At 73.1% G+C, this 23,011-nt stretch carries 21 protein-coding genes and 1 pseudogene; 16 read left to right on the top strand and 6 right to left on the bottom strand.

Annotation, left to right across the window (positions count from 1 at the left end; translation table 11 throughout):
* Nucleotides 1–7: 7 nt before the first annotated feature.
* Nucleotides 8–1,045 carry a helix-turn-helix transcriptional regulator gene (locus ACFQSB_RS30015; protein WP_380830214.1) on the bottom strand — a complete coding sequence of 346 codons (1,038 nt, stop codon included), beginning with the start codon at nt 1,043–1,045 and terminating at the stop codon, nt 8–10.
* Nucleotides 1,046–1,136: 91 nt separating this feature from the next.
* On the opposite strand from ACFQSB_RS30015, the gene ACFQSB_RS30010 reads away from it, so the two are divergent.
* The gene (locus tag ACFQSB_RS30010) at nt 1,137–2,270 is read left to right on the top strand and encodes an epoxide hydrolase family protein (protein WP_380830213.1); all 1,134 of its coding nucleotides are present in this window, start codon (nt 1,137–1,139) and stop codon (nt 2,268–2,270) included.
* Nucleotides 2,271–2,468: 198 nt separating this feature from the next.
* Here ACFQSB_RS30010 and ACFQSB_RS30005 read toward each other — a convergent pair.
* Together ACFQSB_RS30005 and ACFQSB_RS30000 are read right to left on the bottom strand one after the other, a co-directional pair.
* Nucleotides 2,469–2,684 (bottom strand): annotated as a pseudogene (locus ACFQSB_RS30005) (alkanesulfonate monooxygenase); the annotation flags it as partial.
* A gap of 104 nt (nt 2,685–2,788) precedes the next feature.
* Nucleotides 2,789–2,923, bottom strand: a complete 135-nt coding sequence (locus tag ACFQSB_RS30000) for a hypothetical protein (RefSeq protein WP_380830212.1) — start codon at nt 2,921–2,923, stop codon at nt 2,789–2,791.
* Between the two features lie 118 nt (nt 2,924–3,041).
* Between ACFQSB_RS30000 and ACFQSB_RS29995 the strand changes: the two genes are divergently transcribed.
* The 13 genes from ACFQSB_RS29995 to ACFQSB_RS29935 all read left to right on the top strand — a co-directional run bounded on the left by ACFQSB_RS29995 (nt 3,042) and on the right by ACFQSB_RS29935 (nt 15,372).
* Nucleotides 3,042–3,896 carry an AAA family ATPase gene (locus tag ACFQSB_RS29995; RefSeq protein ID WP_354928438.1) on the top strand — a complete coding sequence of 285 codons (855 nt, stop codon included), beginning with the start codon at nt 3,042–3,044 and terminating at the stop codon, nt 3,894–3,896.
* Nucleotides 3,889–5,046 (top strand): vWA domain-containing protein, encoded by a 1,158-nt coding sequence (locus ACFQSB_RS29990; RefSeq protein ID WP_380830211.1) that lies wholly within the window; start codon nt 3,889–3,891, stop codon nt 5,044–5,046. Before ACFQSB_RS29995 ends, ACFQSB_RS29990 begins: the two co-directional genes overlap by 8 nt.
* Complete coding sequence (locus tag ACFQSB_RS29985) at nt 5,039–6,178, top strand: XdhC family protein (RefSeq protein ID WP_380830210.1); 1,140 nt, start codon at nt 5,039–5,041, stop codon at nt 6,176–6,178. Before ACFQSB_RS29990 ends, ACFQSB_RS29985 begins: the two co-directional genes overlap by 8 nt.
* Nucleotides 6,175–6,750: a nucleotidyltransferase family protein gene (locus ACFQSB_RS29980; protein WP_380830209.1), complete on the top strand. Its 576-nt coding sequence runs from the start codon at nt 6,175–6,177 to the stop codon at nt 6,748–6,750. Before ACFQSB_RS29985 ends, ACFQSB_RS29980 begins: the two co-directional genes overlap by 4 nt.
* 76 nt (nt 6,751–6,826) lie before the next feature.
* Complete coding sequence (locus ACFQSB_RS29975; RefSeq protein ID WP_380830208.1) at nt 6,827–7,630, top strand: SAM-dependent methyltransferase; 804 nt, start codon at nt 6,827–6,829, stop codon at nt 7,628–7,630.
* A 162-nt stretch (nt 7,631–7,792) separates the two neighbouring features.
* Entirely contained in the window at nt 7,793–8,833 is a 1,041-nt protein-coding gene (locus tag ACFQSB_RS29970; protein ID WP_380830207.1) for an LLM class F420-dependent oxidoreductase, read from the top strand.
* Nucleotides 8,834–9,023: 190 nt separating this feature from the next.
* Nucleotides 9,024–10,598 (top strand): MDR family MFS transporter, encoded by a 1,575-nt coding sequence (locus ACFQSB_RS29965; protein ID WP_380830278.1) that lies wholly within the window; start codon nt 9,024–9,026, stop codon nt 10,596–10,598.
* 16 nt (nt 10,599–10,614) lie between these two features.
* Nucleotides 10,615–11,664: a M24 family metallopeptidase gene (locus ACFQSB_RS29960; RefSeq protein ID WP_380830206.1), complete on the top strand. Its 1,050-nt coding sequence runs from the start codon at nt 10,615–10,617 to the stop codon at nt 11,662–11,664.
* Nucleotides 11,665–11,711: 47 nt separating this feature from the next.
* Nucleotides 11,712–12,272, top strand: coding sequence for an elongation factor P (efp, locus tag ACFQSB_RS29955; protein WP_380830205.1), 561 nt, complete (start codon nt 11,712–11,714; stop codon nt 12,270–12,272).
* Nucleotide 12,273: 1 nt separating this feature from the next.
* Nucleotides 12,274–12,684 carry a transcription antitermination factor NusB gene (gene nusB / locus ACFQSB_RS29950; RefSeq protein ID WP_354850255.1) on the top strand — a complete coding sequence of 137 codons (411 nt, stop codon included), beginning with the start codon at nt 12,274–12,276 and terminating at the stop codon, nt 12,682–12,684.
* 43 nt (nt 12,685–12,727) lie between these two features.
* Nucleotides 12,728–13,513, top strand: coding sequence for a class I SAM-dependent methyltransferase (locus tag ACFQSB_RS29945; protein WP_380830204.1), 786 nt, complete (start codon nt 12,728–12,730; stop codon nt 13,511–13,513).
* Nucleotides 13,514–13,572: 59 nt separating this feature from the next.
* Nucleotides 13,573–14,832 carry a DNA polymerase IV gene (dinB, locus tag ACFQSB_RS29940; RefSeq protein WP_380830202.1) on the top strand — a complete coding sequence of 420 codons (1,260 nt, stop codon included), beginning with the start codon at nt 13,573–13,575 and terminating at the stop codon, nt 14,830–14,832.
* A gap of 147 nt (nt 14,833–14,979) precedes the next feature.
* Nucleotides 14,980–15,372, top strand: coding sequence for a DUF3040 domain-containing protein (locus ACFQSB_RS29935; protein WP_354850260.1), 393 nt, complete (start codon nt 14,980–14,982; stop codon nt 15,370–15,372).
* A gap of 282 nt (nt 15,373–15,654) precedes the next feature.
* Here the strand turns inward: ACFQSB_RS29935 and ACFQSB_RS29930 are convergent, their stop codons facing one another.
* The 3 genes from ACFQSB_RS29930 to ACFQSB_RS29920 are packed head-to-tail and all read right to left on the bottom strand — an operon-like array spanning nt 15,655 to nt 20,518.
* Nucleotides 15,655–18,207: a transglutaminaseTgpA domain-containing protein gene (locus ACFQSB_RS29930; protein ID WP_380830201.1), complete on the bottom strand. Its 2,553-nt coding sequence runs from the start codon at nt 18,205–18,207 to the stop codon at nt 15,655–15,657.
* Nucleotides 18,204–19,484 (bottom strand): DUF58 domain-containing protein, encoded by a 1,281-nt coding sequence (locus ACFQSB_RS29925; RefSeq protein ID WP_354850266.1) that lies wholly within the window; start codon nt 19,482–19,484, stop codon nt 18,204–18,206. Before ACFQSB_RS29925 ends, ACFQSB_RS29930 begins: the two co-directional genes overlap by 4 nt.
* Nucleotides 19,484–20,518, bottom strand: a complete 1,035-nt coding sequence (locus tag ACFQSB_RS29920; protein ID WP_380830200.1) for an AAA family ATPase — start codon at nt 20,516–20,518, stop codon at nt 19,484–19,486. The genes ACFQSB_RS29925 and ACFQSB_RS29920 overlap by 1 nt, the downstream gene beginning before the upstream one ends.
* A gap of 660 nt (nt 20,519–21,178) precedes the next feature.
* Here ACFQSB_RS29920 and mraZ point away from each other — a divergent pair.
* Together mraZ and rsmH are read left to right on the top strand one after the other, a co-directional pair.
* Nucleotides 21,179–21,610 (top strand): division/cell wall cluster transcriptional repressor MraZ, encoded by a 432-nt coding sequence (gene mraZ, locus ACFQSB_RS29915; protein WP_248965511.1) that lies wholly within the window; start codon nt 21,179–21,181, stop codon nt 21,608–21,610.
* 292 nt (nt 21,611–21,902) lie between these two features.
* A complete protein-coding gene (gene rsmH, locus ACFQSB_RS29910) occupies nt 21,903–22,874 on the top strand; it encodes a 16S rRNA (cytosine(1402)-N(4))-methyltransferase RsmH (RefSeq protein WP_380830199.1) in 972 nt (323 codons plus the stop codon).
* Nucleotides 22,875–23,011 lie beyond the last annotated feature (137 nt).

Here is a 23,011-nt window from a genome sequence, read left to right as displayed (position 1 = left end):
GGAGCTGTCAGGTTTCGGACCCGGGTGACAGGGTGCGCGTGTCGTCCGGGCGATCGCCGGAGCCCGGTGCGTCGCCGGCTCCGCCGGGGGGCTGGGCGGCGCGGGTGGCACGGGCGCTCAGTTCGCGCAGATACGCCGCTAGCTCGGGCGGCTCGTGCACCTCGAACTCGCAGCCCAGCATGAGCAGGCGCGCCGCCGTCCACTCCAGGGTGTCGGCCGGTCCGCGCAGGCGGCAGCTACGCTCGCCGATCGGTTCGACCTCTCCCGCGGCGGCGCCGAGCCGGCTTCTCACCTGGCCTGCCGGAAGGTGCAAGGTCGCCACCACCTGGTAGGTCGGCGCGAGCGAGTACATCTTGCCGCTGATGAACGCGGCCGCGTCCTGTTCGGGCGGCACACGGGCCGGGACCCGCACGCCGGTCGCCTGCGGCTCGCCGATGCGGTCGACGCGGAAGAAGCGCCAGTCGTCGCGGTCGTTGTCGTACGCCAGCAGATACCAGCGGCGCCCGGCCGCCACCAGGCGGTACGGCTCGGTCAGGCGCCTGGTCTCGGTGCCGTCGCCGGACCGGTAGGCGAAGCGCAGGCGTTCACGGTTGGTGGCGGCCGCGGCGAGCACCACCAGATTCCGCGGGTCGACGGGCGCCTCGCCTCCGGGTGGCATCGTCACGGTCGCCGCGGCGAGCACGCCTGCTCGGTGCCGCAGCCGGGACGGCAGGACCTGCTCCAGCTTGGCCAGAGCACGTACCGACGCCTCCTCGATGCCGGCCACCGGATGCGAGGCCGCGGTGCGCAGGCCCACGGCGATGGCCACCGCCTCCTCGTCGTCCAGCAGCAACGGCGGCATGGCCGTGCCCGCGGCGAGCCGATAGCCGCCCAGCGCGCCCATCGCCGCCCGCACCGGATATCCCAGCTCGCGCAGGCGGTCGATGTCGCGGCGGACGGTGCGGCGGCTGACCCCGAGGCGCCCGGCCAACTCGCTCCCCGGCCAGTCGCGCGGACTCTGCAGCAATGACAGCAGATCGAGCAGGCGTGCGGGCATGTCTCCCATGGCCTCCAGCATGCCCGGCCATGTAGGTCAGGATCCGGCCTACATGGCCTCTAGCGTCGATCCCGTCATCGCGGCACATCGGGAGAGAAGCATGAGCACCCACATCCGTCCCTTCCAGATCGACATCGCCCAGGCCGACCTGGACGACCTGCACCACCGGCTGGACCGCACCCGGTGGCCTCGCGAACTGCCCGGCGACGGATGGACTCGCGGCGTCCCCGTCACCTACCTCCGGGAACTGGCCCGCTACTGGCGCGAGGAGTACGACTGGCGCCCGCACGAGGCGCGACTGAACGGGTTCGCGCAGTTCATGACCGAGATCGACGGTCAGGAGATCCATTTCCTGCACGTGCGCTCAGCCGAGCCCGACGCTCTCCCGCTCATCCTCACGCACGGCTGGCCGAACTCCTTCGCGGAGTTCGCCCATCTCATCGGCCGGCTCACCGATCCCCACGCGCACGGCGGTGATCCCGCCGAAGCGTTCCATGTCGTCGTGCCCTCCCTGCCGGGCTTCGGCTTCTCCGCACCGCCGCGCGGGACAGGATGGACCGCGGCGCGCGTGGCGCGCGTCTGGACGGAGCTGATGCGCCGTCTCGGTTACGAGCGGTACGGCGCGCAGGGCGGAGATTTCGGCGCCTACGTCGCGCCGGAGGTGGCCAAGGCCGCTCCTGATCACGTGGCCGGCGTCTACGTCGTCAGCGGCCTCGGCTTCCCCACCGAGAAGGACCTTCCGGACATGACCGAGGAGGAGCGGGCGGCCTTCGCGTGGTTTCAGCGACAGGACTGGATGAACGGAGTCGACCACCACGCGCTGTTGCGCGCGGCGCCGCAGACCTTCGCCTACGGATGGCACGACTCCCCGATCGCGGCACTGGCCTGGATGACGCAGAAGTTCCACGAGTTCAACGCCTCCGGCAGGCCGCTCGAGCAGGTGATCGACCGCGACCTGTTCCTCACCAACGTGAGCCTGTACTGGTTCACCGGGACGTTCGGGACGTCGGCCTGGCCGTACTACGACAGCACCGGTTTCGGCTGGCCGGAGGGACAGATGGCCGTACCGACCGGCGTCTACAGCGGACCGCCCGGAATCCGCCGGCTCGCCGAACGCCACAACACCATCGTCCACTGGCCGCAGGACAACCCCGGCGGCCACCACTTCATCGCCATGGACCAGCCGGACCACCTCGCCGCCGACCTCCGCGCGTTCTTCGCCAAGGTCCGCTGACCGTCGCGGAACGGCCGCGTCGTCCTCGCCGGGCGCCGCGGCCCGGCCCGTGGCCCAGGCCGGGCACAAGGGGCCGGCCCGGGCCACCAGGAGACGGGCACATACGCGAGAGCCACGCGCTGAAGATCTGAAGCGGGCGGATACCCAGAGGAGGGAAGGAGGGGGGCAGACGGTGACGGGGGTGAGGGCGCGGTCGAGGGCGCCGCGGCGGTGGAGTTCGGGCAGGACGCCCTCGCCGAACCAGTAGGCCTCCTCCAGGTGCGGGTAGCCCGACAGGACGAACCCGGTGATGCCCAGGGCGGCGTACTCCTCGATGAGGCCGGCCACCTCGGCGTGGCTGCCCACCAGCGCGGTTCCCGCGCCGCCGCGCACCAGGCCGACTCCCGCCCACAGGTTCGGGTACACCTCCAGCTCGTGCGGATGCGGCCGTGGCCGCGCGAGAGCCCGTGGCCCCCGCCGATGATCGCCCTGCTGTCGCCGGAGGTGGGCAGGAACCAGTGGAACTTCAGGGTCATGGCTCAGGCGTCCTTCGTGACGATGTCGTTGAAACGGCGGTCGGTGTGGTCGGCGAAGGCGACCTTGCCCGGGATCAGCCCCTCGGCGGTGAAGGCGTCGGCCATCTCCTGCTCGGAGGCGATGGCGAAACCTACCAAGTCAATAGGTAATTCGCCGGGCGGGCCTGTCCGGGCAGGGGCGAGGGGCCCGGGTGGCGCGTAATCTGAGGGGGTGCGGCAAGAGACATCGCGGGCCCGCGAGATCGAGAGCCCCGCCATGCTGGCCGGCCTGCTCGGCGAGCGGGCGTACCTCGCCGACGAGGGGCTCGCGACCGCGTGCTTCCTCGCGCTGAGAATGGGCCGCCCCCTGTTCCTGGAAGGGGAGGCCGGCGTCGGCAAGACCGAACTGGCCAAGACCCTCGCCGCCGTGCTCGGCGCGCCGCTGATCCGCCTGCAGTGCTACGAGGGCCTCGACGCCGCCCAGGCGCTCTACGACTGGGACTTCGCCCGCCAGCTCCTGCACCTGAAGGCCGCCGAGGCCACCGGCGCGACCGGCGCGGGCGAGGCCGCCCGGCTGGAGGGCGAGCTGTACGACCGGCGCTTCCTGATCGCCCGCCCGCTGCTGCGGGCGCTGGAGACCCGGCCCAGCGTGCTCCTGGTCGACGAGGTCGACCGGGCCGACGACGAGTTCGAGGCGTTCCTGCTGGAGGTGCTGTCCGACTTCACCATCTCCATCCCCGAGCTCGGCACGGTCAGGGCCGAGACGCCGCCCGTAGTGGTCGTCACCTCCAACCGCACCCGCGACGTGCACGACGCGCTCAAGCGCCGGTGCCTGTACCACTGGCTGGAGCACCCGTCCTTCGACCGGGAGGTCGCCATCCTGCTCCGGCGGCTGCCCGACTGCACCGAGACCCTCGCCGGCCAGGTGGCCGCCGCGGCGGGGCGGCTGCGCGGCGCCGGCCTGCTCAAGCCGCCGGGCGTCGCCGAGACCCTCGACTGGACGCAGGCCCTGCTCACCCTCGGCGCCCGCGACCTGGACCCGGGGCTCGCCGCCGCGACGCTGGGCGCGGTGCTGAAGTACCGCGAGGACCAGCAGGCCGCCCTGGCGAACGGCCTGCTGCGCCATGCGTGAGGGCGGCTCCCGCCGCACCACCGCCGGAGCGCTGCCGGGCGAGGGGGTCGCCGCGACCATGACCGCCACCATGACGGCGACCATGACGGGGTTCGCCCGCACGCTGCGGGCGGCCGGCGTTCCCGCCGACCACGAGCGCACCCAGGCGTTCCTGCGCGCCGCGGGCCATCTCGGCGCCGGGGACCCGGGGAGCGTCTACTGGGCCGGCCGCCTGACCCTGTGCGCCGGCCCCGACGACCTGCCCCGCTACGACCGGTGCTTCGCCGCCTACTTCGGCGGCGAGCCCGCCCGCGCCGGCCGCGCGGCCCCGCCGGCGGTCACCGTCGTCCGGCACGTCGCCGCCGCGGACGGCGCAGGGACGCGCGAGCCCGGCGACCAGGAGGCCCTCGCGGCGACGGCCAGCCCCACCGAGGTGCTCAGACGCCGCGACGTCGCCCGCTTGACCGCGGCCGAGCGCGAGGAGATCAACCGCCTGCTCGCCCTGCTGCGCGCCCGCCGCGAGCAGCGCCGCTCCCGGCGGTTCACCCCGGCCGCCCGCGGCGTCCTGGACCCGCGCCGCACGATGCGCGAGACCCTGCGCAGAGGCGGCGAGATCGCCCGCCTGCGCCGCCGCGCGCCGCGCGCGACTCCCCGGCGCGTCGTCCTGCTGGTCGACGTCAGCGGGTCGATGGCCCCCTACGCCGACACGCTGCTGCGCTTCGCTCACGCGCTGGTGCGGTGCGAGCCGCGCGCCACCGAGGTCTTCAGCGTCGGCACCCGGCTCACGCGGGTCACCGGCGAGCTGCGCCGGCGCGACGCCGGCGCCGCGATGCTGCGCGTGTCCGAGGCGATCCCCGACTGGAGCGGCGGCACGCGCCTCGGCGAGGAGCTCAAGGAGTTCCTCGACCGCTGGTCCTGCGCCCGGGGCGCGGTCGTGGTCATCGCCTCCGACGGCTGGGAGCGGGGCGACCCCTCGCTGCTCGGCGCCCAGATGGCGCGGCTGTCGCGGCTCGCCCGCCGGGTGGTGTGGGTCAACCCGCACAAGGGCCGGGAGGGCTACCTGCCGCTGACCGGCGGCATGCGCGCGGCGTTGCCGCACGTCGGGGCGTTCGTCGCGGGGCATAGCCTGGCGGCGTTCGAGGAACTGGCGGAAAGGCTGTCGCATGCGTGACGTGCTGTCGCAGATCGTGCGGTGGTGGGAGGCCGGAGAGACGTTCGGCCTGGCGACGGTGGTCGGCACCTTCCGCAGCGCCCCGAGGCCGCCCGGCGCCGCCATGGCCGTCCTCGGCGAGGAGGCCGTCGGCAGCGTGTCCGGCGGCTGCGTGGAGGGCGCGGTGTACGAGCTGGCTCAGGAGGTGACCGCCACCGGCCGCCCGGTGCTCCAGCGGTACGGGGTCAGCGACGACGACGCCTTCTCCGTCGGGCTCACCTGCGGAGGGATCATCGACATCCTCGTCGAGCCGGTGTCGCGCCGGACCTTCCCCGAGCTGGGCGAGATCGCCGCGTCGGTGCGGCGGCACGAGCCGGTCGCGGTCGCCACCGTCATGTCCGGGCCCGGGCGGGTCGGCGCGCGCAGGGTCGCCTGGGACGGCCGGGCGTCGGGGTCGCTCGGGGCCGCCCGGCTGGACGCCGCCGTGGACGACGACGCGCGCGGCATGCTCGCCCAGGGCCTCACCGGCGTGCGCAGGTACGGCCCCGAGGGCGAGCGGCGGCTGGACGACCTGGCGGTGTTCGTCCACTCTTTCGCCCCTCCGCCGCGCATGCTGGTCTTCGGCGCGATCGACTTCGCCGCCGCCGTCGCGCGCCTCGGCAAGTTCCTCGGCTACCACGTCGTGGTCTGCGACGCCCGCCCGGTGTTCGCCACCGCCAAGCGCTTCCCCGAGGCCGACGAGGTCGTGGTGAAGTGGCCGCACGACTACCTGTCCACCGCGCAGGTCGACGAGCGCACCGTCATCTGCGTGCTCACCCACGACCCCAAGTTCGACGTGCCGCTGCTGGAGGTCGCGCTGCGCACCCCCGCCGGTTACGTCGGCGCCATGGGCTCGCGCCGCACCCACGAGGACCGCCTGGAACGGCTGCGCGAGTCGGGGGTGCCCGAGGCCGACCTGGCGCGGCTGCGCTCGCCCATCGGCCTGGACCTCGGCGCCCGCACCCCGGAGGAGACGGCGGTGTCCATCGCCGCCGAGCTGATCCAGCTCCGCTGGGGCGGCTCGGGGCGGGCGCTGACCGAGACCAGCGGCCGCATCCACGGCGCCGACCAGGGGGAGACCGGCGCCGCCGGCCCCCGCGAGGAGCGCCCGTGACCCCGGTCGCCGGCCTGCTGCTCGCCGCCGGCGGCGGCAGCCGCTTCGGCGCGCCGAAGGCCCTGGTGGAGTACGCGGGGGAGCGGCTCGCCGACCGCGGCGTGCGGCTGCTGCGCGACGGCGGATGCGACCCGGTGCTGGTGGTGCTGGGCGCGGCGCCCACAGGGGTCCCCGGCGCGGTCGAGGTGCACAACCCGCACTGGGCCACCGGCATGGGGTCGTCCCTGCGCGCCGGGCTGGCGGCGGTGCCCGGCGAGGCCGGGGCGGTGGTGGTGGCCCTGGCCGACCAGCCGCTGATCCGCCCGGAGGCCGTGCGCCGCCTGGTCGCCGCCTTCCGGGCCGGCGCGACGGTCGCGGTGGCCGCCTACGGCGGCGCGCCGCGCAACCCGGTGCTGATCGCGCGCGAGCACTTCGCCGAGGTCGGGGCGCTCGCCGAGGGCGACGTCGGCGCCCGGCCGTTCCTGCGGGCCCATCCCGAGCTGGTGACGCCGGTGCCCTGCGACGACGCCGGCGACCCCGCGGACGTCGACACCCCGGGCGATCTGGACGCGCTCGGCGCCCGCGACGGCTGATCCGGCGCGACCTGCGCCTTTCCCGGCCACCGGCGCGGGCAGTACGATCATGCCATCGGCGGAGAGGAGACGGGTGATGGTGGACGAGCAGCGTCCTTCCAAAGAGCTGGACGTGGGCCGCCCGAACGTCGCCCGGATGTACGACTACTACCTCGGCGGCAAGAACCACTTCCCCGCCGACCGCGCCGCCGCCGAGAAGGTGATCGAGATCTCGCAGGGGAAGGTGCGGGATGCGGTGCGCGAGAACCGCGACTTCCTCGGCAGGGCCGTCAGGTTCCTGGCCCGCGAGGTCGGGGTGCGCGGCTTCCTCGACCTCGGCGCCGGCCTGCCCACCCAGAGCAATGTGCACGAGGTGGCGCTGGCCGCCGCCCCGGACGCCCAGGTCGTCTACGTCGACAACGACCCCGTCGTTGCCACCCACGGCAGGGCGCTGCTCGCCACCAACCCGCGGGTGTCCTTCCTGGAGGCCGACCTGCGGCGCCCCGACGAGATCTTCTCGGCGCTGCCCGCCACCTTCGCCCTCGACCGCCCGGTCGGCGTGCTCATGGTGTCGTGCCTGCACTTCGTCCCCGACCATGAGGACCCCTGGGGCCTGGTCGCCGCCTACGCCCGGGCGCTGCCGAGCGGCAGCCACATCGTGATCTCGCATCTCGGCTCCGACGCGTTCCCCTCGGAGATGGCCGAGGGTCGCAAGGTCTACGGCGCGGCCAACGCCGTCCTGGAGGCCCGGCCGCGCGCGTCCATCCTGCGGCTGTTCGACGGGCTGCAGGTCATCGACCCCGGCGTCGTCCCGCTCAACGAGTGGCGGCCGTCCCCGGACGCCCTGCCGCTGGGCGACGCGTTCCTGCCGGTACTGGGCGGCGTCGGACGCGTCCCCTAGCGTCAACCTGGCGTCCGTTGCTTACGTCTCCTCGCGCTCTGATGTGCCCTGACGTCCCTGGGGTCCTCGGCGTGCCGTGGCCGCTTCCGGCCACGGCGCTGTTGGCCTTGGCCGCCGAAATAGGGGAACATCCTTCTGTTACCCACGAGTAGGAGGACCGGGATGCGCATCGGCATGGCACTGAACTACGCCGGGGGGTTCAAGGAGACCGTCGCCGAGCTGGCCGACTACGAGAGCGCCGGGCTCGACATCGTCTTCGTCGCCGAGGCCTACAGCTTCGACGCCGTGAGCCAGATGGGCTACATCGCCGCGAGAACCGAACGACTGCAGATCGCCTCCGGCATCCTGCCCATCTACTCGCGCACGCCCACGCTGCTCGCCATGACGGCGGCCGGCATGGACTACGTCTCCGACGGCCGTTTCGTGCTCGGCCTCGGCGCCTCGGGCCCGCAGGTGATCGAGGGCTTCCACGGCGTGCCCTACACCGCGCCGCTGGCCCGCACGCGCGAGGTGATCGAGATCTGCCGCAAGGTGTGGCGGCGCGAGAGGCTGACCTACGAGGGCCGCCACTACACCCTGCCGCTCCCCGCCGGGCAGGGCACCGGCCTGGGCAAACCGCTCAAGCTGATCAACCACCCGGTCCGGCCGCGCATCCCGATCGTGGTGGCGGCCATCGGCCCGAAGAACGTCGAGCTGACCGCCGAGCTGGCCGAGGGCTGGGAGCCGATCTTCTACGTCCCCGAGAAGGCCGCCGGCGTGTGGGGCGCGTCCCTGGCGGCGGGCAAGGCCAGACGCGACCCCGAACTGGGGGAGCTGGACGTCATCGCCCAGGCCACCCTGGCGATCGGCGACGACGTCTCGGGCTACCTGGAGTTCGGCAGGCCGATGGCGGCGCTCTACATCGGCGGCATGGGCGCCAAGGGCAAGAACTTCTACAACGACCTGGCGCGGCGCTACGGCTACGAGCGGGAGGCCGAGCGCATCCAGGACCTCTACCTCGAAGGCAAGAAGGACGAGGCCGCGGCCCAGGTGCCGATGGAACTGCTGGAGAAGATGTCGCTGGTCGGCCCCGAGGGCTTCGTCCGCGACCGCGTCGCGGCCCTGCGGGAGTCGGGGGTCACCACCATCAACGTCAACCCGGTCGCGGGCTCGCACAAGGAGCGCCTGGCGCTGATCGAGAAGATCAGGGAGCTGGCGGGCTGACCTGTCTCGCGGCGCGTCGCGCGGCGGCGTCGTCCGGTCCCCGTCCCAGGCCGGAGGCGCCCGCGCGGCCGTCCCCTTCGCTTCGGTCCTCAACATGCGCACGGCTGCATGTAACGCTCTGTAGCTGTTTGACAGGTAAACAGGTCTCTAATACAAATAGTTGGTAAAAGCTGAAAACTGGGGGCCTGTAGTGGTGGTGCAGGGGGACACCCGGGCGGACGCGCATGGCGAGTCGGGGGGCCGCCGGACCTACACTCATCGCGAGATCCTCAAGGTCATGTCCGGGCTGCTCATCGCCCTGATGACCTCGATGATCTCGACGTCTTTGGTCGGCAACGCGCTGCCCACCATCGTGGGCGAGTTCCGCGCGCAGGACGAGCTCGCCTGGGTCGCGAGCGCGCCGCTGCTGACGATGACCGCCTCCACGCCCCTGTGGGGCAGGCTGTCAGACCTGTTCGGGCGCAAGCGCATGTTCCAGCTCGCCCTGGTGGTGTTCATCGCCGCCTCCCTCCTGGCGGGCGCGTCGCAGAGCGTCGGCATGCTCGTCAGCGCCCGCGCCCTGCAGGGCATCGGCACCGGCGGCCTGTCGGCGCTGACCCAGGTGATCCTCGGCGACGTGGTGCTTCCGCGCGAGCGGGGCCGCTACTCCGGCTACATCGGCGCGGTCTTCGGCGTCTCCACGGTCGGCGGCCCGCTGCTCGGCGGGTTCATCGTGGACGCCCCGTGGCTCGGCTGGCGCTGGTGCTTCTACATCTGCGTCCCCTTCGCCCTGGTGGCCTTCGCCGTCATCCAGCGGGTGCTGCGCCACGACCGCGACCCCCGCGACGCCCGCGTCGACTGGTGGGGCGCCTTCGCCATCACCGGCGGGGCCAGCGCGCTGATGCTGCTGCTGTCGTTCGGCGGCGACGAGTTCGCGTGGAACTCCGGCTGGAGCTTCGGCCTGGGCGCCCTCGCGGCCGTGCTGGTCGCCCTGTCGGTCCTCGCCGAGCGCCGCGCCGCCGACCCCATCCTGCCGCCGCGCCTGTTCCGCGACCGCACCTTCGTCCTGGCCGGCGGCGCCTCCCTGCTCGTCGGCCTCGCCCTGTACGGCGCGATGACCTACCTGCCGCAGTACTTCCAGGTCGTCAAGGGCATGAGCCCCACCATGTCCGGCATCATGACCACGCCACTGGTGCTGAGCCTGCTGGTGTCGGCCGTGGTCTCCGGGCGCGTGGTCACCCGCACGGGCCGGTGGAAGATCTTCCCGGTGGCGGGCCTGCTGCTGATCTGCGCCGGCAGCGCTCTGCTGTCGCTGCTGCGCACCGACTCCAGCGGCTGGAGCATCGGCCTGGACACCGCCCTGCTCGGCACCGGGTTCGGCTTCAGCATGCAGATGCTCGTCCTGGCGGCCCAGAACGCCGCGCAGGCGCGCGACATGGCCGTGTCCACCTCCGGCGTCTCCTTCTTCCGCAACCTCGGCGGAGCGGTGGGCGTGGCGGCCCTGGGAGCCCTGCTCACCACCCGGGTGAGGGACGAGATCACGGCCATGGTGGCCTCCGGCCGCGTCCCGGTCCCGGCGGGCGCCGACCTCGGTCTCGGCACCCCCGACGCCATCAGGCGGCTGTCCCCGGCCCTGCAGCACATCGTCGTGGAATCCTTCACCGCCGCCATGCAGTCGGTGTTCCTTGCGTGCGTCCCGGCGGCCGTCATCGGCTTCGTCGCGGTGATCTACCTGCGCGAGCTGCCGCTGCGCTCCTCCCGCAACGCCCCGGCGAAGGCCGGCTGACCGTACAGTTCGGGACATGACCATCATGTACGAATCGCGGAGGGCCAGGGTCGCGGCCCTGCTGGCCGAGCGCGGGGTCACCGCCCTGCTGGTCACCCGCGGCGTCAACGTCCGCTACCTCACCGGCCTGGTCAGCTCGAACGCCGCCGTGCTCGTGCGCGCGGACGCCTCCGCGGTCCTCGCGACCGACTCCCGCTACATCGAGACCGCCCGCCGCGACTGCCCCGGCGTCGAGGTCGTCCAGGAGCGCGACGTGGCCGGCGCCCTGGCCTTGATGGCCGACCGGCCGGCCATCGAGGCCCACGACATGTCCGTGGCCCGCTACCGGCGGCTCGGCGGCGACCTGCCGCCGGTCGAGGGCCTGGTGGAGGCCGTGCGCGTCGTGAAGGACGAGCCGGAGATCCAGGCGCTGCGCACCGCGTGCGAGCTGACCGACCGCGCCTTCGCCGACGTGGTCGCCGCGATCGCCCCCGGCATGACCGAACGGCAGGTCGCCCGCGCCCTGGAGGCCCGCATGATGGAGCTCGGGGCCGACAAACCCGCCTTCGACACCATCGTGGCGAGCGGGCCGAACGGCGCCGTCCCCCACCACAGCCCCGGCGAGCGCCCCATCGAGCGCGGCGACCTGGTCACCATCGACTTCGGCGCCCTGTACGGCGGCTACCACGCCGACATGACCAGGACCGTCGCCGTCGGCCCGGTGGCCGGGTGGCAGCGAGAGCTGTACGACCTGGTCAGGGCGGCGCAACGCGCCGGGCGGCACGCGCTCGCGCCGGGCGCGGCCGCGGCCGAGGTGGACGCCGCCGCGCGCGAGGTGATCGACGCCGCCGGGCACGCCGCGCACTTCGGCCACGGTCTCGGGCACGGCGTGGGCCTGGAGATCCACGAGGACCCGTTCCTGCGTCCCGCCGGTGCCGGTAGACTTGACGATCGGGTTCCGATCACCGTCGAGCCCGGCGTCTACCTGCCAGGCAGGGGCGGCGTCCGCATCGAGGACACCCTCGTGACGCGCGCCGGCGGCCCGGAGCTCCTCACCCGCACCACCAAGGAGCTGCTGGTCCTGTGAGGCGGAACGGCGCTCAGTGTGACCATGACGACGCAGGAGAGTAACGAGTGGCGACGACCAACGACCTCAAGACCGGCCTGGTGCTCAAGCTCGAAGGCGGCGACCTCTGGAGCGTGGTGGATTTCCAGCACGTCAAGCCCGGCAAGGGCGGCGCCTTCGTCCGCACCAAGCTCAAGAACGTGCTCTCCGGCAAGGTCGTCGACAAGACCTTCAACGCCGGCGTGAAGGTCGAGGTGGCCAACGTCGACAAGCGCGAGATGCAGTTCTCCTACCTCGACGGCGACGACTACGTCTTCATGGACACCGAGACCTACGACATGCTGAACGTGCCGCGGGCGACCGTCGGTGACGCGGCCAACTACCTGCTGGAGAACACCCTGGCGACGGTGGCCGTCAACGAGGGCAACGTCCTGTACGTCGAGCTCCCGGCGGCCGTCGAGCTGCTCATCGCCCAGACCGAGCCCGGGCTGCAGGGCGACCGCTCGACCGGCGGCACCAAGCCCGCCACGCTCGAGACCGGCGCCGAGATCAAGGTGCCGCTGTTCATCACGACGGGTGAGAAGGTCAAGGTCGACACTCGCACCGGCGAGTACCTCGGCCGGGCCTGAGGTGTCGGCTCGGGGAAAGGCTCGCAGGCGCGCCCTTGACATCCTCTTCGAGGCGGAACTGCGTGACGAGCCGCCGGTCGGCGTGCTCGCCGAACGGGTGGAGCGCGCCGAGCCGCCCGTCAACGAGTACACCGCGACGCTGGTCGAAGGCGTGAGCCGCCACCGCTCGCGCATCGACGAGCTGATCTCGACCTACTCCGAGGGCTGGACCCTCGACCGCATGCCCGCCGTCGACCGCAACCTGCTGCGGGCCGGCACCTACGAGCTGCTGTGGGTCACCGACGTTCCCGAGGCGGTGGTCATCAGCGAGTGGGTGCACCTGGCCTCCGAGCTGTCCACCGACGAGTCGCCGCAGTTCGTCAACGGCCTGCTCGCCCGTTTCAAGCAGCTCAAGCCGTCTCTCGCCCTCTGAGGCCGGGCCGTGGCCCGCACGGCGTAGGCTGGGGCCGACCGACATGCTTTTAGGAGGCGAGCCGAAGTTGCGCACCGAAGGCGCCGCAGGCCAGGCGGCCACCTCTCCGGCGGTGCGCACCGCCGTGGTGTGGGACGTGCTGCTGGCCGCGCTGGCCGGCCGGGTCGGCGCCACCGGGCGCGAGCGGCTCGACATCGTCGACGCCGGCGGCGGCACGGGCGGGTTCGCCGTGCCGCTCGCCGTGCGGGGCCACGCCGTCACGGTGGTCGACCCCAGCCCCGACTCGCTGGCCGCCCTCGAACGCCGGGCGGCCGAGGCGGGGGTGAGCGTCAAGGGCATCCAGGGCGACGCCTCCGACCTGCGCGAGCTGCTCGAGCCGGGCTGCGCCGACCTGGTGCTGTGCCACAGCGTGCTGGAGTACGTCGAGGACCCCGCGAGCGCCCTGGAGGCCGTCGCCGCCGTGCTCAGGCCCGGCGGGGTGGTCAGCGTCCTTGCGGCCAACCCGGTCGCCACGGCGATCCACCGCTCCCTGTCGGGCCATTTCGACGAGGCCCGCCAGGCTCTGGCCGATCCGGCCGGCCGGTGGGGCGAGCACGACCCGACGCCACGGCGTTTCAGCGGCGAGGCGCTCGCCGGCCTGCTGGCGGCGGCCGGGTTCACCCCCGGTGAGGCCAGGGGCGTGCGCGTCTTCGCCGACCTGGTGCCGGGCCGGCTGCTGGACGGCGAGCCGGGGGCCGCGCGGGCGCTGATCGCGCTCGAACAGGCCGCCGCCGCCCACCCGGTGCTGCGCGACATCGCCACCCAGCTCCACTTCCTCGGGCACCGATGAGGGGCCTCTCTCGCCGGCGCGCCCGCCGGATGGAACGCCCGTTCGGATAGGATGACCTCGTGTCGCGCAAGCAGGTTCTGCGGTCCGAGCCGGGGCCGCACCACCAGGGCCCGGGCCGGGCCCCGCTGGCCGACGACACCGGCTGCCCGATCCTGCACGTCGACATGGACGCCTTCTTCGCCAGCGTCGAACTGCTCGAACGCCCCGAGCTGAAGGGCACCCCCGTGATCATCGGCGCCGCGGGCGCCCGGGGGGTCGTGCTCAGCGCCACCTACGAGGCGCGGCGGTTCGGGGTGCACTCGGCGATGCCGATGACCCGCGCCCGCCGCCTGTGCCCGCAGGCCGTGATCATCCCGCCCAGCCACGGCAAGTACTCCGAGGTCTCCAAGGGCGTGATGGAGATCTTCCACACCATCACCCCCGAGGTCGAGCCGATCGCCTCCGACGAGGCGTTCCTCGACGTGCGCGGGGCCGTGCGCCGGCTCGGGCCGCCCGCCGAGATCGCCGCGCTCATTCGCGCCCAGGTCGCCGAGCGTCACGGCATCACCTGCTCGGTCGGCGTCGCGAGCAGCAAATTCGTCGCCAAGCTCGCCTCCCGGCACTGCAAGCCCGATGGCCTGCTGGTCATCCCCGCCGACGGGGTCGTGGAGTTCCTCCACCCGCTGCCGGTCGCCGCCCTGTGGGGCGTCGGCGAGCGCACCGAGCAGGCCCTGGTGCGCCTCGGCATCAAGACGGTGGGTGATCTGGCCCACGTGCCCGCATCCACCCTCCAGCGCGAGTTCGGGGCCGTCGGGACCCATCTGGCGGCCCTCGCCTGGGGGCGCGACGAGCGCAGGGTCACCCCGCACGCCCCCGACAAGAGCATCGGCGCCGAAGAGACCTTCTCCCACGACGTGGACGACCCCGAGGCCATCCAGCGCGAGCTGCTGCGGCTGTCCGAGCGGGTCGCCGCCCGGCTGCGCGCGGGCGGCCACGTCGGCCGCACGGTGAGCGTCAAGCTCCGCCGCTCCGACTTCACGACGATCACCCGCTCGCGCACGCTCCGTGAGGCGACCGATGTGGCGAAAGAGATATATGCCACTGCCTGTGCGCTCTACCGGGCCGCCGGTCTGGAGCGCGTACGGCTCCGTCTGGTCGGCGTGCGGGTCGAGAACCTCCGTCCCGCGGGCACCGCGACGCATCAGCTCGGTCTCGGAGAACGGGAAACAGGCTGGCGGGAGGCCGAAATGGCGATGGACCGCGCCACGCGGAGGTTCGGCCCCGAGGCGGTCCGCCCGGCTTCGCTCGTTCGCCCTCGGTTCGATGGAATGGATCTATGACGTCACCTCCGGTTTGGTCTACGTTGGACGTTTTCTTTCGCCTACGTCTACAGCCTCGTATTCTGGGGATAACCGACCGCGAGGTCCGGACACCCTGTGGTGCCCGTTGCCGTCTTCCCCGACTAGGGGCCGTCCTTGGGAGGCGCCGTGCCGCTCTCTGAGCACGAGCAGCGCTTGCTCGACCAGATCGAGCAGGCCCTTTATGCCGAGGACCCGAAGTGGGCCAATACCGTTCGGATCAGTGATCCGCGCAACCACTACAAGCGCCGCCTGGTCAAAGCCGCCATCGGCTTCGTCCTTGGTGTCGTCCTGTTGATGGTCGGCGTCGTGGCACCCGACCTGATCCCGCTCAGTGTCGTCGGCTTTGTGGTCATGCTCGCCGCATGCATGTGGGGCCTGTCGTGCTGGAAACGCATGAACGGGTTCGGCGGTGAGACGAGGCCGGGCGCCACCGGAAAGCCGGACCGCCGGCGGGGCGCGAAGCCGAGTTTCATGGAGCGCATGGAAGAGCGCTGGCGCCGCAGGGGCGAAGAACGCTGATCCGCCGCGGCGGGCCCCCGTGATCCCACGGCGTCGGCCCGCCCCCCGGCGCGCTCCTCCCACCCCGGCGACCCGACGGCGACTTCTCACCCGCCCGAATCTCCGCACGCACGGTGACCGTCCCCTCCACCCACCGCGACTCCGCACCCGCGTGTCATCACCGGTGAGATCTTCGCTCGGAGAATCCTCGCCTCCGCGCGCACGACCGTGAAGGCCCCTACGTGGAGGGTGCGGCGTGAAGGCCCGCAGGTCCCCTGCGGGCCTTCGGTGACGGGGGTCGGGTCAGCGGCGGGAGCCGGTCAGCACCCGCTCCTCCACGAGGTCGGCGCCGGTGGGCTCGGCGACGTCGCGGCGTCGCGGCCACAGGCGCAGCGTCTCCAGCCGGTCGAACCCGTCGAGCACCTTCTCCCCGGCGTGCCTGAGCCGGCGCAGCGTGGAGGGCGGCAGCAGCGTGGCCCGCAGCCGCCGCCCGCGCGTGACCCCGGCGCGCAGGGCGTCCCGCACGCGCCGCAGATCGCCGTCCAGCGGGCGCACCGGCCCCGGCGTCCGCGCGTACCGCATGCGCTCCTCGGCCGCGGCGATGGCCGTGACCGAGGCGGCGGCGTCCTGGTCCAGCCCGCACTGCTCGGCGACCCTGCGCGCCAGGGCGCGCGGGCTCTCGCTCGCCTCGTGGCCCAGCCCGAGGTCGTACAGCGTGTCGATCAGCTCCTGCCAGGACCCGTGCACGGCCTCGCCCAGGTGGGCCGCCGGCGCCGGGACCCGCCCCTGCGTCCGCACCTGCGACGGTCCGGCCATGCCCGCCCGCCTCTCCGGCGGTGCGGCGGTGCCCGCCGGTACCTCCGGCGAGGTGGCGTCCAAGGCGAGCCCGCCGACGCCGGCCCTCGCCCAGGCGCGCCGGCGCCGGCGGCGCACCACCGTCCGCGCGGCGGCCGGGATGAGCCCGATGAGCAGCAGGATGCCCACGCCGATGCCGATCTTGCCGGCCAGGGGCACACCGGGGTCCACGGCCACCGGGTCCACCGGCAGGCCGGTGTCGGGGTCGCGGGGGGTGCGCCCGCGGGCCCCGAGCGCGCCGGCCGGGTCACTGGTCTCGGTCCCGTCGCTCGGCCCGGCGCTCGGGACGTCCCCGGGGGCCGCGGCGTCGACCGGCGGGCGGCTGTAGTCGGGGACGCGCGCGGTGGCCTGTCCGAGGCCGCCGGCCGGGGTGGGCTCGAACCGCAGCCAGCCGGCCCCCTGGAAGTACAGCTCGGGCCAGGCGTGCAGGTCGTGGGTGCGCACCTGCCAGGTCCCGCCGATGAAGCTGCCGCCGGTGTAGCCGATGCCGACGCGCGCGGGGATGCCGAGGACGCGGGCCATCACCGCCATGGCCGCGGCGAACTGCTCGCAGTAGCCGGCGCGGTTGCGCAGGAAGTCGGCCAGCGCGTCGTTGCCGTTGCCCTGGGTGGCCAGGCTGTAGACGAAGTCGCCGCCGGTGAACCACGACTGCAGCTTGACCGCCATCTCGTAGGGCGTGTCGGTGTCGGAGACCCGCTCGTGGGCCAGCGCGCGGATCTGCCGCGGCAGATCCGGGGGGAGGGCGAGGTAGCGTGTCAGGATCTCGGGATCGGAGGCGGGGAGCATCGCCCGCAGGTCCTCGGCGGGCGGCTGCGGCTCCTGCCCGGTGACGCTGTAGGTCTGCCCGCCGGCCGTGTCGCGCGTGGAGAACACCATCAGGCTGCTCTGGTCGGCGCGCCAGTCGCCGTCGACCCGCACCGTGGAGGACGGGTAGGGCAGGGGCAGGAAGCTGAGCCCCTCCACGTCGTCGCTGACGGTGATCCGGGTGCTGAACGGCTTGAGCGGGACCAGCGTCGACAGGCCGGGCGGCGGGGGCATCGGCCCCTCCGAGACGCGGTCCTCGGGCCGCCCCTTGGGCTGCGACATCGTCCACTGCGCGCCGTCGAAGGTGTCCAGGGCGTACATGCGCAGGTAGCGCGGGACGTTGTCGTTGTTGCTGTAGGTCAGCACCGTGGCGTTCGCCGGCTGGGTGAGCTGGCCGCGCAGGCTGGCGATCGGGTTGGGGATGGTGATCGTGTTGCCGCCCCTGCCGTCGCCCGACCCCACGCCGAAGCCGAACAGCGGGCTCGGCTCCAGCGTCGGCAGCAGCGCGGGCAGCAGGATGGCCAGGGCGATCGCCGCGAAGCCGATGCGCTTGCCGGTCACCGACAGCGGGGCGGTGTCCACCTGCGCGCGGGCGCCGGTGCCGCGCGAGCGGCGCACCAGGACGGCGCGACCCCAGTGACTGAGGCGCTCGCGCCCGTCGGCGGTGAGCAACCCCACGTACCCGAGGGCCCCGATGATGAACGCCGGCCAGCCGATCGGGTCGGTCAGCACCGCCGCCGGGACGGTGAACAGGGCCAGCAGCGGCAGCCCGGCCAGCGCCGCCCGGCGCAGTCGCACGGCCGTCAGGTCGACCAGCACGGCGATCAGGCCGATGCCGCCCACCGCGAGCAGCGCGATCGGCGGTTGGTCGGGCACGGGCGCCGCGTAGTGCTGGATGTCCGACAGCCCCTGCCCGAGCAGCCCGGCCAGGGAGAGGGCGGAGTCCTTGGTGGGGAGGATCCAGGCCCAGTTGTCGTCGCGGGTGAACACCACCGTGAGGTAGACCCCGAGCACGAGCAACTCGGCCGGGGGGCCGAGCCATCGCGGCGTGGTGTGGCGCGCGGTGAGCACGGAGGCGGCGACGATCACGATGATCGCGCCCATGCCCGCCCAGAACCAGGTGCCCCCGCGGAACAGCGGGTAGAGGGTGAGGGCTGCCGCGGCCGTGGCCAGGCCCGCCGCGATCGGAAGTCTCATGCGGCGTCTCCTGCCGTCATCGGTTCCGGCGGGCCGGCGTACCGGCCGCTCTGGCCGGCCTCCTGCCAGACGGCCGCCAGGGAGGTGCCCGCGGGCAGCCGCACGACGCGCCAGCCCGACCCGGCCAGCACGGCCCGCGCCGTCTCGAACGACTCGTCCACCTGCGGATGGTGGGCGGGGGTCTGCTGCCAGCCGCGCACGTCGAGCATGACCGCGACGCCGGTGACGCCGCCGGTGCGCAGCCGGGCGAGCGCCTGGGCCTCCTCGGCGTCCAGGTCGCCGAGGACGGCGACGATGAGGCCGTCACCGCCGCCCTGGCGCAGCGCGGTGACGCCGGACTCCAGCGAGCGGGCGGTGCTCTGCCGCACGACGGCGAGCGCGTCCAGCAGGGCGTGGCCGCCCCCGGAGTCGGGCAGGTGCTGGGCGCCCTGGTCGGTGACCAGCCGCAGGCCGAGGCCCTCACGGGCCAGCTGCATCCCGATCGAGGCGGCGGCCGAGACGCCCACCTCGAAGGATGAGCGCGGGCCCTCGCCGCGGTGGGCGTGCCTGCGGGTGTCCAGCAGCAACGCGCCACGGCTCTGCCACTGCTGCTCCTCGCGGCGGACCATCAGCTCGCCGTACCGCGCGGTCGAGCGCCAGTGCACCCGGCGCAGGTCGTCGCCCTGGCGGTACTCGCGCGGGCCGATGTCGTCGTCGCCGGCCGCCGCCACGCTGGTGCTGCGGCTGTCGCCGCCGCCGGTCAGCTCGCCCGACAGGCGCACGTGGGGGAGCGGCACGACCTCGGGGATGACCATCAGCGTGTCGGTCGCCGTGAACGCGCGGGTCAGCTCGACCAGGCCGAACGGGTCGGCGATGCGCACCGACAGGGGCCCGATGGGGAACCGGCCCCGAAGGTCGGAGCGGACCTTGTAGTCGATCTCCCGGACGCCCTGCGATTCCACCCGGTCGAGGACGAACCGGGGACGGGTGCCGACGGCGTAGGGGACGGTGTCCTCGATCAGCAGCAGCCCGGTGGGCAGCCGCGTGACGTTCTCCAGCCGCACGGTGACCGTGCTGTCGGAGCCGACCTCGACCCTCGCGGGGTCCAGCCGCCGCGCGCAGCTCAGGCGGTAGCGGGTGCGGGCCACGACCAGGGCGGCGATCAGCGGCAACGCGATGATGAGCACGCTCACCCGCAGCAGGTCGTGCTCGCCGAGGAAGAAGGCGCACAGCAGGGCCGCGGCGCCCGAGGCCAGGAACGAGCGGCCGCGCGAGGTGAGCGCCCGGAGCCCCGCCATCACCGTTCCGGCCCCTCCCCGCCGTACCCCCTCTCCCGGCTGTCCGGCACCGGGACGCGGTGGACCAGCTCGGCCAGGACGTGCTCGGGACGCCGGCGCCGGCCCTGGGCCTCCAGGCTCGGGAGCAGGCGATGGGCCAGCACCGGGACGGCCAGCTCCTGCAGGTCGTCGGGGATGACGTAGTCGCGCCCGGCGAGCGCGGCGTGGGCGCGGGCGGCGCGCACCAGGTGGAGGGTCGCGCGCGGCGAGGCGCCGAGCCGCAGGTCGGGGGACTGGCGGGTGGCGGACACCAGGTCGATGGCGTACTTCTTGACCGGCTGGGAGACGTAGACGGCGCGCACGGCGTCGATGAGGGCCTGCACCTCCGCGGTCGTGGCGACCGGCTCCAGCTTGTCCAGCGGCGAGGAGGCGCCGTGGGAGTCGAGCATCTTCAGCTCGGCGGCGGCCTCGGGGTAGCCCATCGCGATGCGGGCGGTGAAGCGGTCGCGCTGCGCCTCGGGGAGGGGGTAGGTGCCCTCCATCTCGATCGGGTTCTGGGTCGCGATGACCATGAACGGCGCCTCGAGGTGGTAGGTGACGCCGTCGACGGTGACCTGGTGCTCCTCCATGCATTCCAGCAGCGCCGACTGGGTCTTGGGGGAGGCGCGGTTGATCTCGTCGCCGACGACGATGTTGGCGAAGACCGGGCCGGGCTTGAACTCGAACTCGCGGGACTGCTGGTTGAAGGCGCTGACGCCCGTGATGTCGCTGGGAAGCAGGTCGGGGGTGAACTGGACGCGGCGCACGGGGCAGGCGATCGAGCGGGCCAGCGCCTTGGCCAGCATGGTCTTGCCGACGCCCGGCACGTCCTCGATGAGCAGGTGCCCTTCGGCGAGGAGCACCGTGAGGGTGAGCCGGACGACGTCGTCCTTGCCCTCGATGACCGATTCGATCGCCTCACGGATCCGGTGCGCCGTGGCGACCAGACCTTCCAGCTCCTGTCCGACATCGTGGGTTATTCCCACCGGGCCTCCATGAGGGTGTGGCAGCCCCACGCCTGGATCGTTTCGCGGGGGGCTTTGCTTTCCTTTTCCATTGTGCGTACCGACACTACGGTGCCGTGCGTTCCAGGGCGACTATCCGTCATTTTCGGGATGAACAGCCCTAGTGTTCTTCTCCGCGGTCGCGTTCAGGTGCCGCCGATGTGCGAATCCCGTGACACTGCGCCGCGTCCGGGGCCTCGCTTTCCCCGCCCCGTGCGGCGGCCGGCCGACCGCCGCGCTTCCCGCCGACCCGCCTCGCCTGGGGCGCTGCACTATTCCCCACCCGCCTCGCCGGGGGCGCTCCACTTTCCTCCACCGGCGCCGGGTGCCGGCGGCACCACTTTTCCCCACTCGCGCCGCCGGTGTCGGGGGCTCTCCCTTTCCCCGCCGCCGTGCGCACCGCGGCCCGTCCTCCCCGGCCCGGAAAGGAGGCGGGCGCATGCCGGTTCGAGTGGTGTCAAGAAGGCGGTGCGACACGCCCGGGGCGTGTGCGGCGACGTGAGGCGCTCCACTTCGCTCCACCGCTGCTGACCTGCGCAAACGCCGGGCGTATATCGGCGCGGCGGGGTCTGGATCAGTTGACGGTGGGGAGAAGTGGAGTATGGTGGTGCGCAGTGGAGGGGCTGGGGTAGTAGCGACCAGTCTTTCCACGTGGCACGGGAGGTGGGGCCGATGTTCCTCGGCACCCATCAACCGCGTCTGGACGAGAAAGGACGACTGTTCCTGCCGGCGAAGTACCGTGAGGAGCTGGCGGAGGGTCTTGTGATCACCAAGGGCCAGGAGCGGTGCCTCTACGTCTTTCCCGTAGAGGAGTTCCAGCGCATCACCGAGGCGCTGCGCACCGCGCCCGTGACAGCCAAGGCCGTCCGCGATTACAGTCGTGTCTTCTTCGCCAGTGCTTCCGACGAGACGCCCGACAAACAGGGGCGGATCACCATTCCCCAGAGCCTGCGCGAGTACGCGGGCCTCCGCCGAGACTGTGTGGTCATCGGGGCCAACACCCGGCTGGAGATCTGGGACGCGACGGCCTGGGACACCTATCTGGCCGACCAAGAGCAGGCGTTCTCCGAGCTGTCGGAGGAGGTGCTGCCAGGAGTTCTTTGACACTAGGTCGACTCGTCGGTGAAAACGTCGTTCGGCGAGGTCTCCACCCGCTCCCATGGTGCCGGGAAGGTTCCCGGTCACCGCAGCGCCGCCGCCAGCTGATGCACCTTCCCCGGTGTCAGGTGGCGGGGCGCGAAGAGGGGACGCGGATGGGGACCTGGCCGGGCGAGCCGTTCAGTGGCGCGGGGGCGTGGCCCTCCGGCGAGGTGACCGAAAGCAAGGCCGCGAATCCGCGAGCAGGACGTGTCCGGGGGCCATGGACACGACCGAGGCGGCAAAAGGGGGTTAGACCATGCATGTCCACGATCACGCCGAGCCGGGCGGTCACGTCCCGGTGATGCTTCAGCGCGTCCTCGAACTGCTCGCGCCCGCGCTCGAAGGTCCGAGCCCCGTGCTGGTGGACGCCAACCTCGGGCTGGGCGGGCACGCCGAGGCGCTGCTCGCCGCGCACCCGGGCCTGCACCTGATCGGCATCGACCGCGATCCGACCGCCATCGAGCGCTCCACCGCGCGCCTCGCGCCGTACGCCGCGCGCACCACCCTGGTGCGGGCCGTCTCCGACGAGCTTCCCGAGGTGCTTGCGCGCGCCGGCCATCCCCGCGTCGACGGCGCTCTGTTCGACCTCGGGGTGTCCTCCCCGCAGCTCGACGAGGCCGGCCGCGGGTTCGCCTACTCCTATGACGCCCCGCTGGACATGCGCATGGACCCCGAGCAGGCGCTCACCGCCGACGGCGTGGTCAACACCTACTCCGAGGGGGAGTTGACGCGCATCCTCCGCGACTACGGCGAAGAGCGTTTCGCCGCCCGCGTCGCGCGGTTCATCGTCCGCGAGCGGGAGGCCGAGCCGATCACCTCCACCAAGCGGCTGGCGGAGATCGTCCGCGAGGCGATCCCCGCCGCCACCCGCCGTACCGGCGGAAACCCCGCTAAAAGAACGTTCCAGGCGTTACGCATCGAGGTGAACGGGGAGTTGTCCGCTCTCGAAGGAGCGCTCCCCGCGGCACTCGACGCACTGAAGGTCGGAGGGCGCGTGGTCGTGCTCTCCTACCACTCACTGGAGGACCGGCTGTGCAAGCAGGTCCTCACGGCGCGAACCAGGGACACCAGCCCTCCGGGGCTGCCCGTCCCGCTGCCGGCCCACCAGCCGCGGTTCCGTCTGGTGACGAGGGGAGCCGAGCTCCCAGACGAGGAGGAGGTGGCGCGCAACCCGCGCGCCGCCTCGGCGAGGTTGCGGGCGGCAGAGAGGATCCGGGAGCCGGAATGAGCATCGACAAGGAGACAACGCAGACCGACGGCGGCACGGCGACCGCCGTCGGCGAACGCCCCGTGCGCGCGGCGCGCGGCGCCCGTGTGGCCCCCGCGCCGGCCCGGCCCGACCGCACCGTCCGGCGCGCGGCGCCG

The organism is Sphaerisporangium rhizosphaerae (genome assembly GCF_042665155.1).
GTDB classification, from domain to species: domain Bacteria; phylum Actinomycetota; class Actinomycetes; order Streptosporangiales; family Streptosporangiaceae; genus Sphaerisporangium; species Sphaerisporangium rhizosphaerae.
This window is presented reverse-complemented; position numbering and strand designations above follow the sequence as displayed.

Coding starts and splice junctions, on each gene's coding strand:
- ACFQSB_RS30015 (WP_380830214.1), bottom strand. CDS start 1,045: ATGGGAGACATGCCCGCACGCCTGCTCGATCTGCTGTCATTGCTGCAG.
- ACFQSB_RS30010 (WP_380830213.1), top strand. CDS start 1,137: ATGAGCACCCACATCCGTCCCTTCCAGATCGACATCGCCCAGGCCGAC.
- ACFQSB_RS29995 (WP_354928438.1), top strand. CDS start 3,042: ATGCTGGCCGGCCTGCTCGGCGAGCGGGCGTACCTCGCCGACGAGGGG.
- ACFQSB_RS29990 (WP_380830211.1), top strand. CDS start 3,889: ATGCGTGAGGGCGGCTCCCGCCGCACCACCGCCGGAGCGCTGCCGGGC.
- ACFQSB_RS29985 (WP_380830210.1), top strand. CDS start 5,039: ATGCGTGACGTGCTGTCGCAGATCGTGCGGTGGTGGGAGGCCGGAGAG.
- ACFQSB_RS29975 (WP_380830208.1), top strand. CDS start 6,827: ATGGTGGACGAGCAGCGTCCTTCCAAAGAGCTGGACGTGGGCCGCCCG.
- ACFQSB_RS29970 (WP_380830207.1), top strand. CDS start 7,793: ATGCGCATCGGCATGGCACTGAACTACGCCGGGGGGTTCAAGGAGACC.
- ACFQSB_RS29960 (WP_380830206.1), top strand. CDS start 10,615: ATGACCATCATGTACGAATCGCGGAGGGCCAGGGTCGCGGCCCTGCTG.
- ACFQSB_RS29945 (WP_380830204.1), top strand. CDS start 12,728: ATGCTTTTAGGAGGCGAGCCGAAGTTGCGCACCGAAGGCGCCGCAGGC.
- ACFQSB_RS29930 (WP_380830201.1), bottom strand. CDS start 18,207: ATGAGACTTCCGATCGCGGCGGGCCTGGCCACGGCCGCGGCAGCCCTC.
- ACFQSB_RS29925 (WP_354850266.1), bottom strand. CDS start 19,484: ATGGCGGGGCTCCGGGCGCTCACCTCGCGCGGCCGCTCGTTCCTGGCC.
- mraZ (WP_248965511.1), top strand. CDS start 21,179: ATGTTCCTCGGCACCCATCAACCGCGTCTGGACGAGAAAGGACGACTG.
- rsmH (WP_380830199.1), top strand. CDS start 21,903: ATGCATGTCCACGATCACGCCGAGCCGGGCGGTCACGTCCCGGTGATG.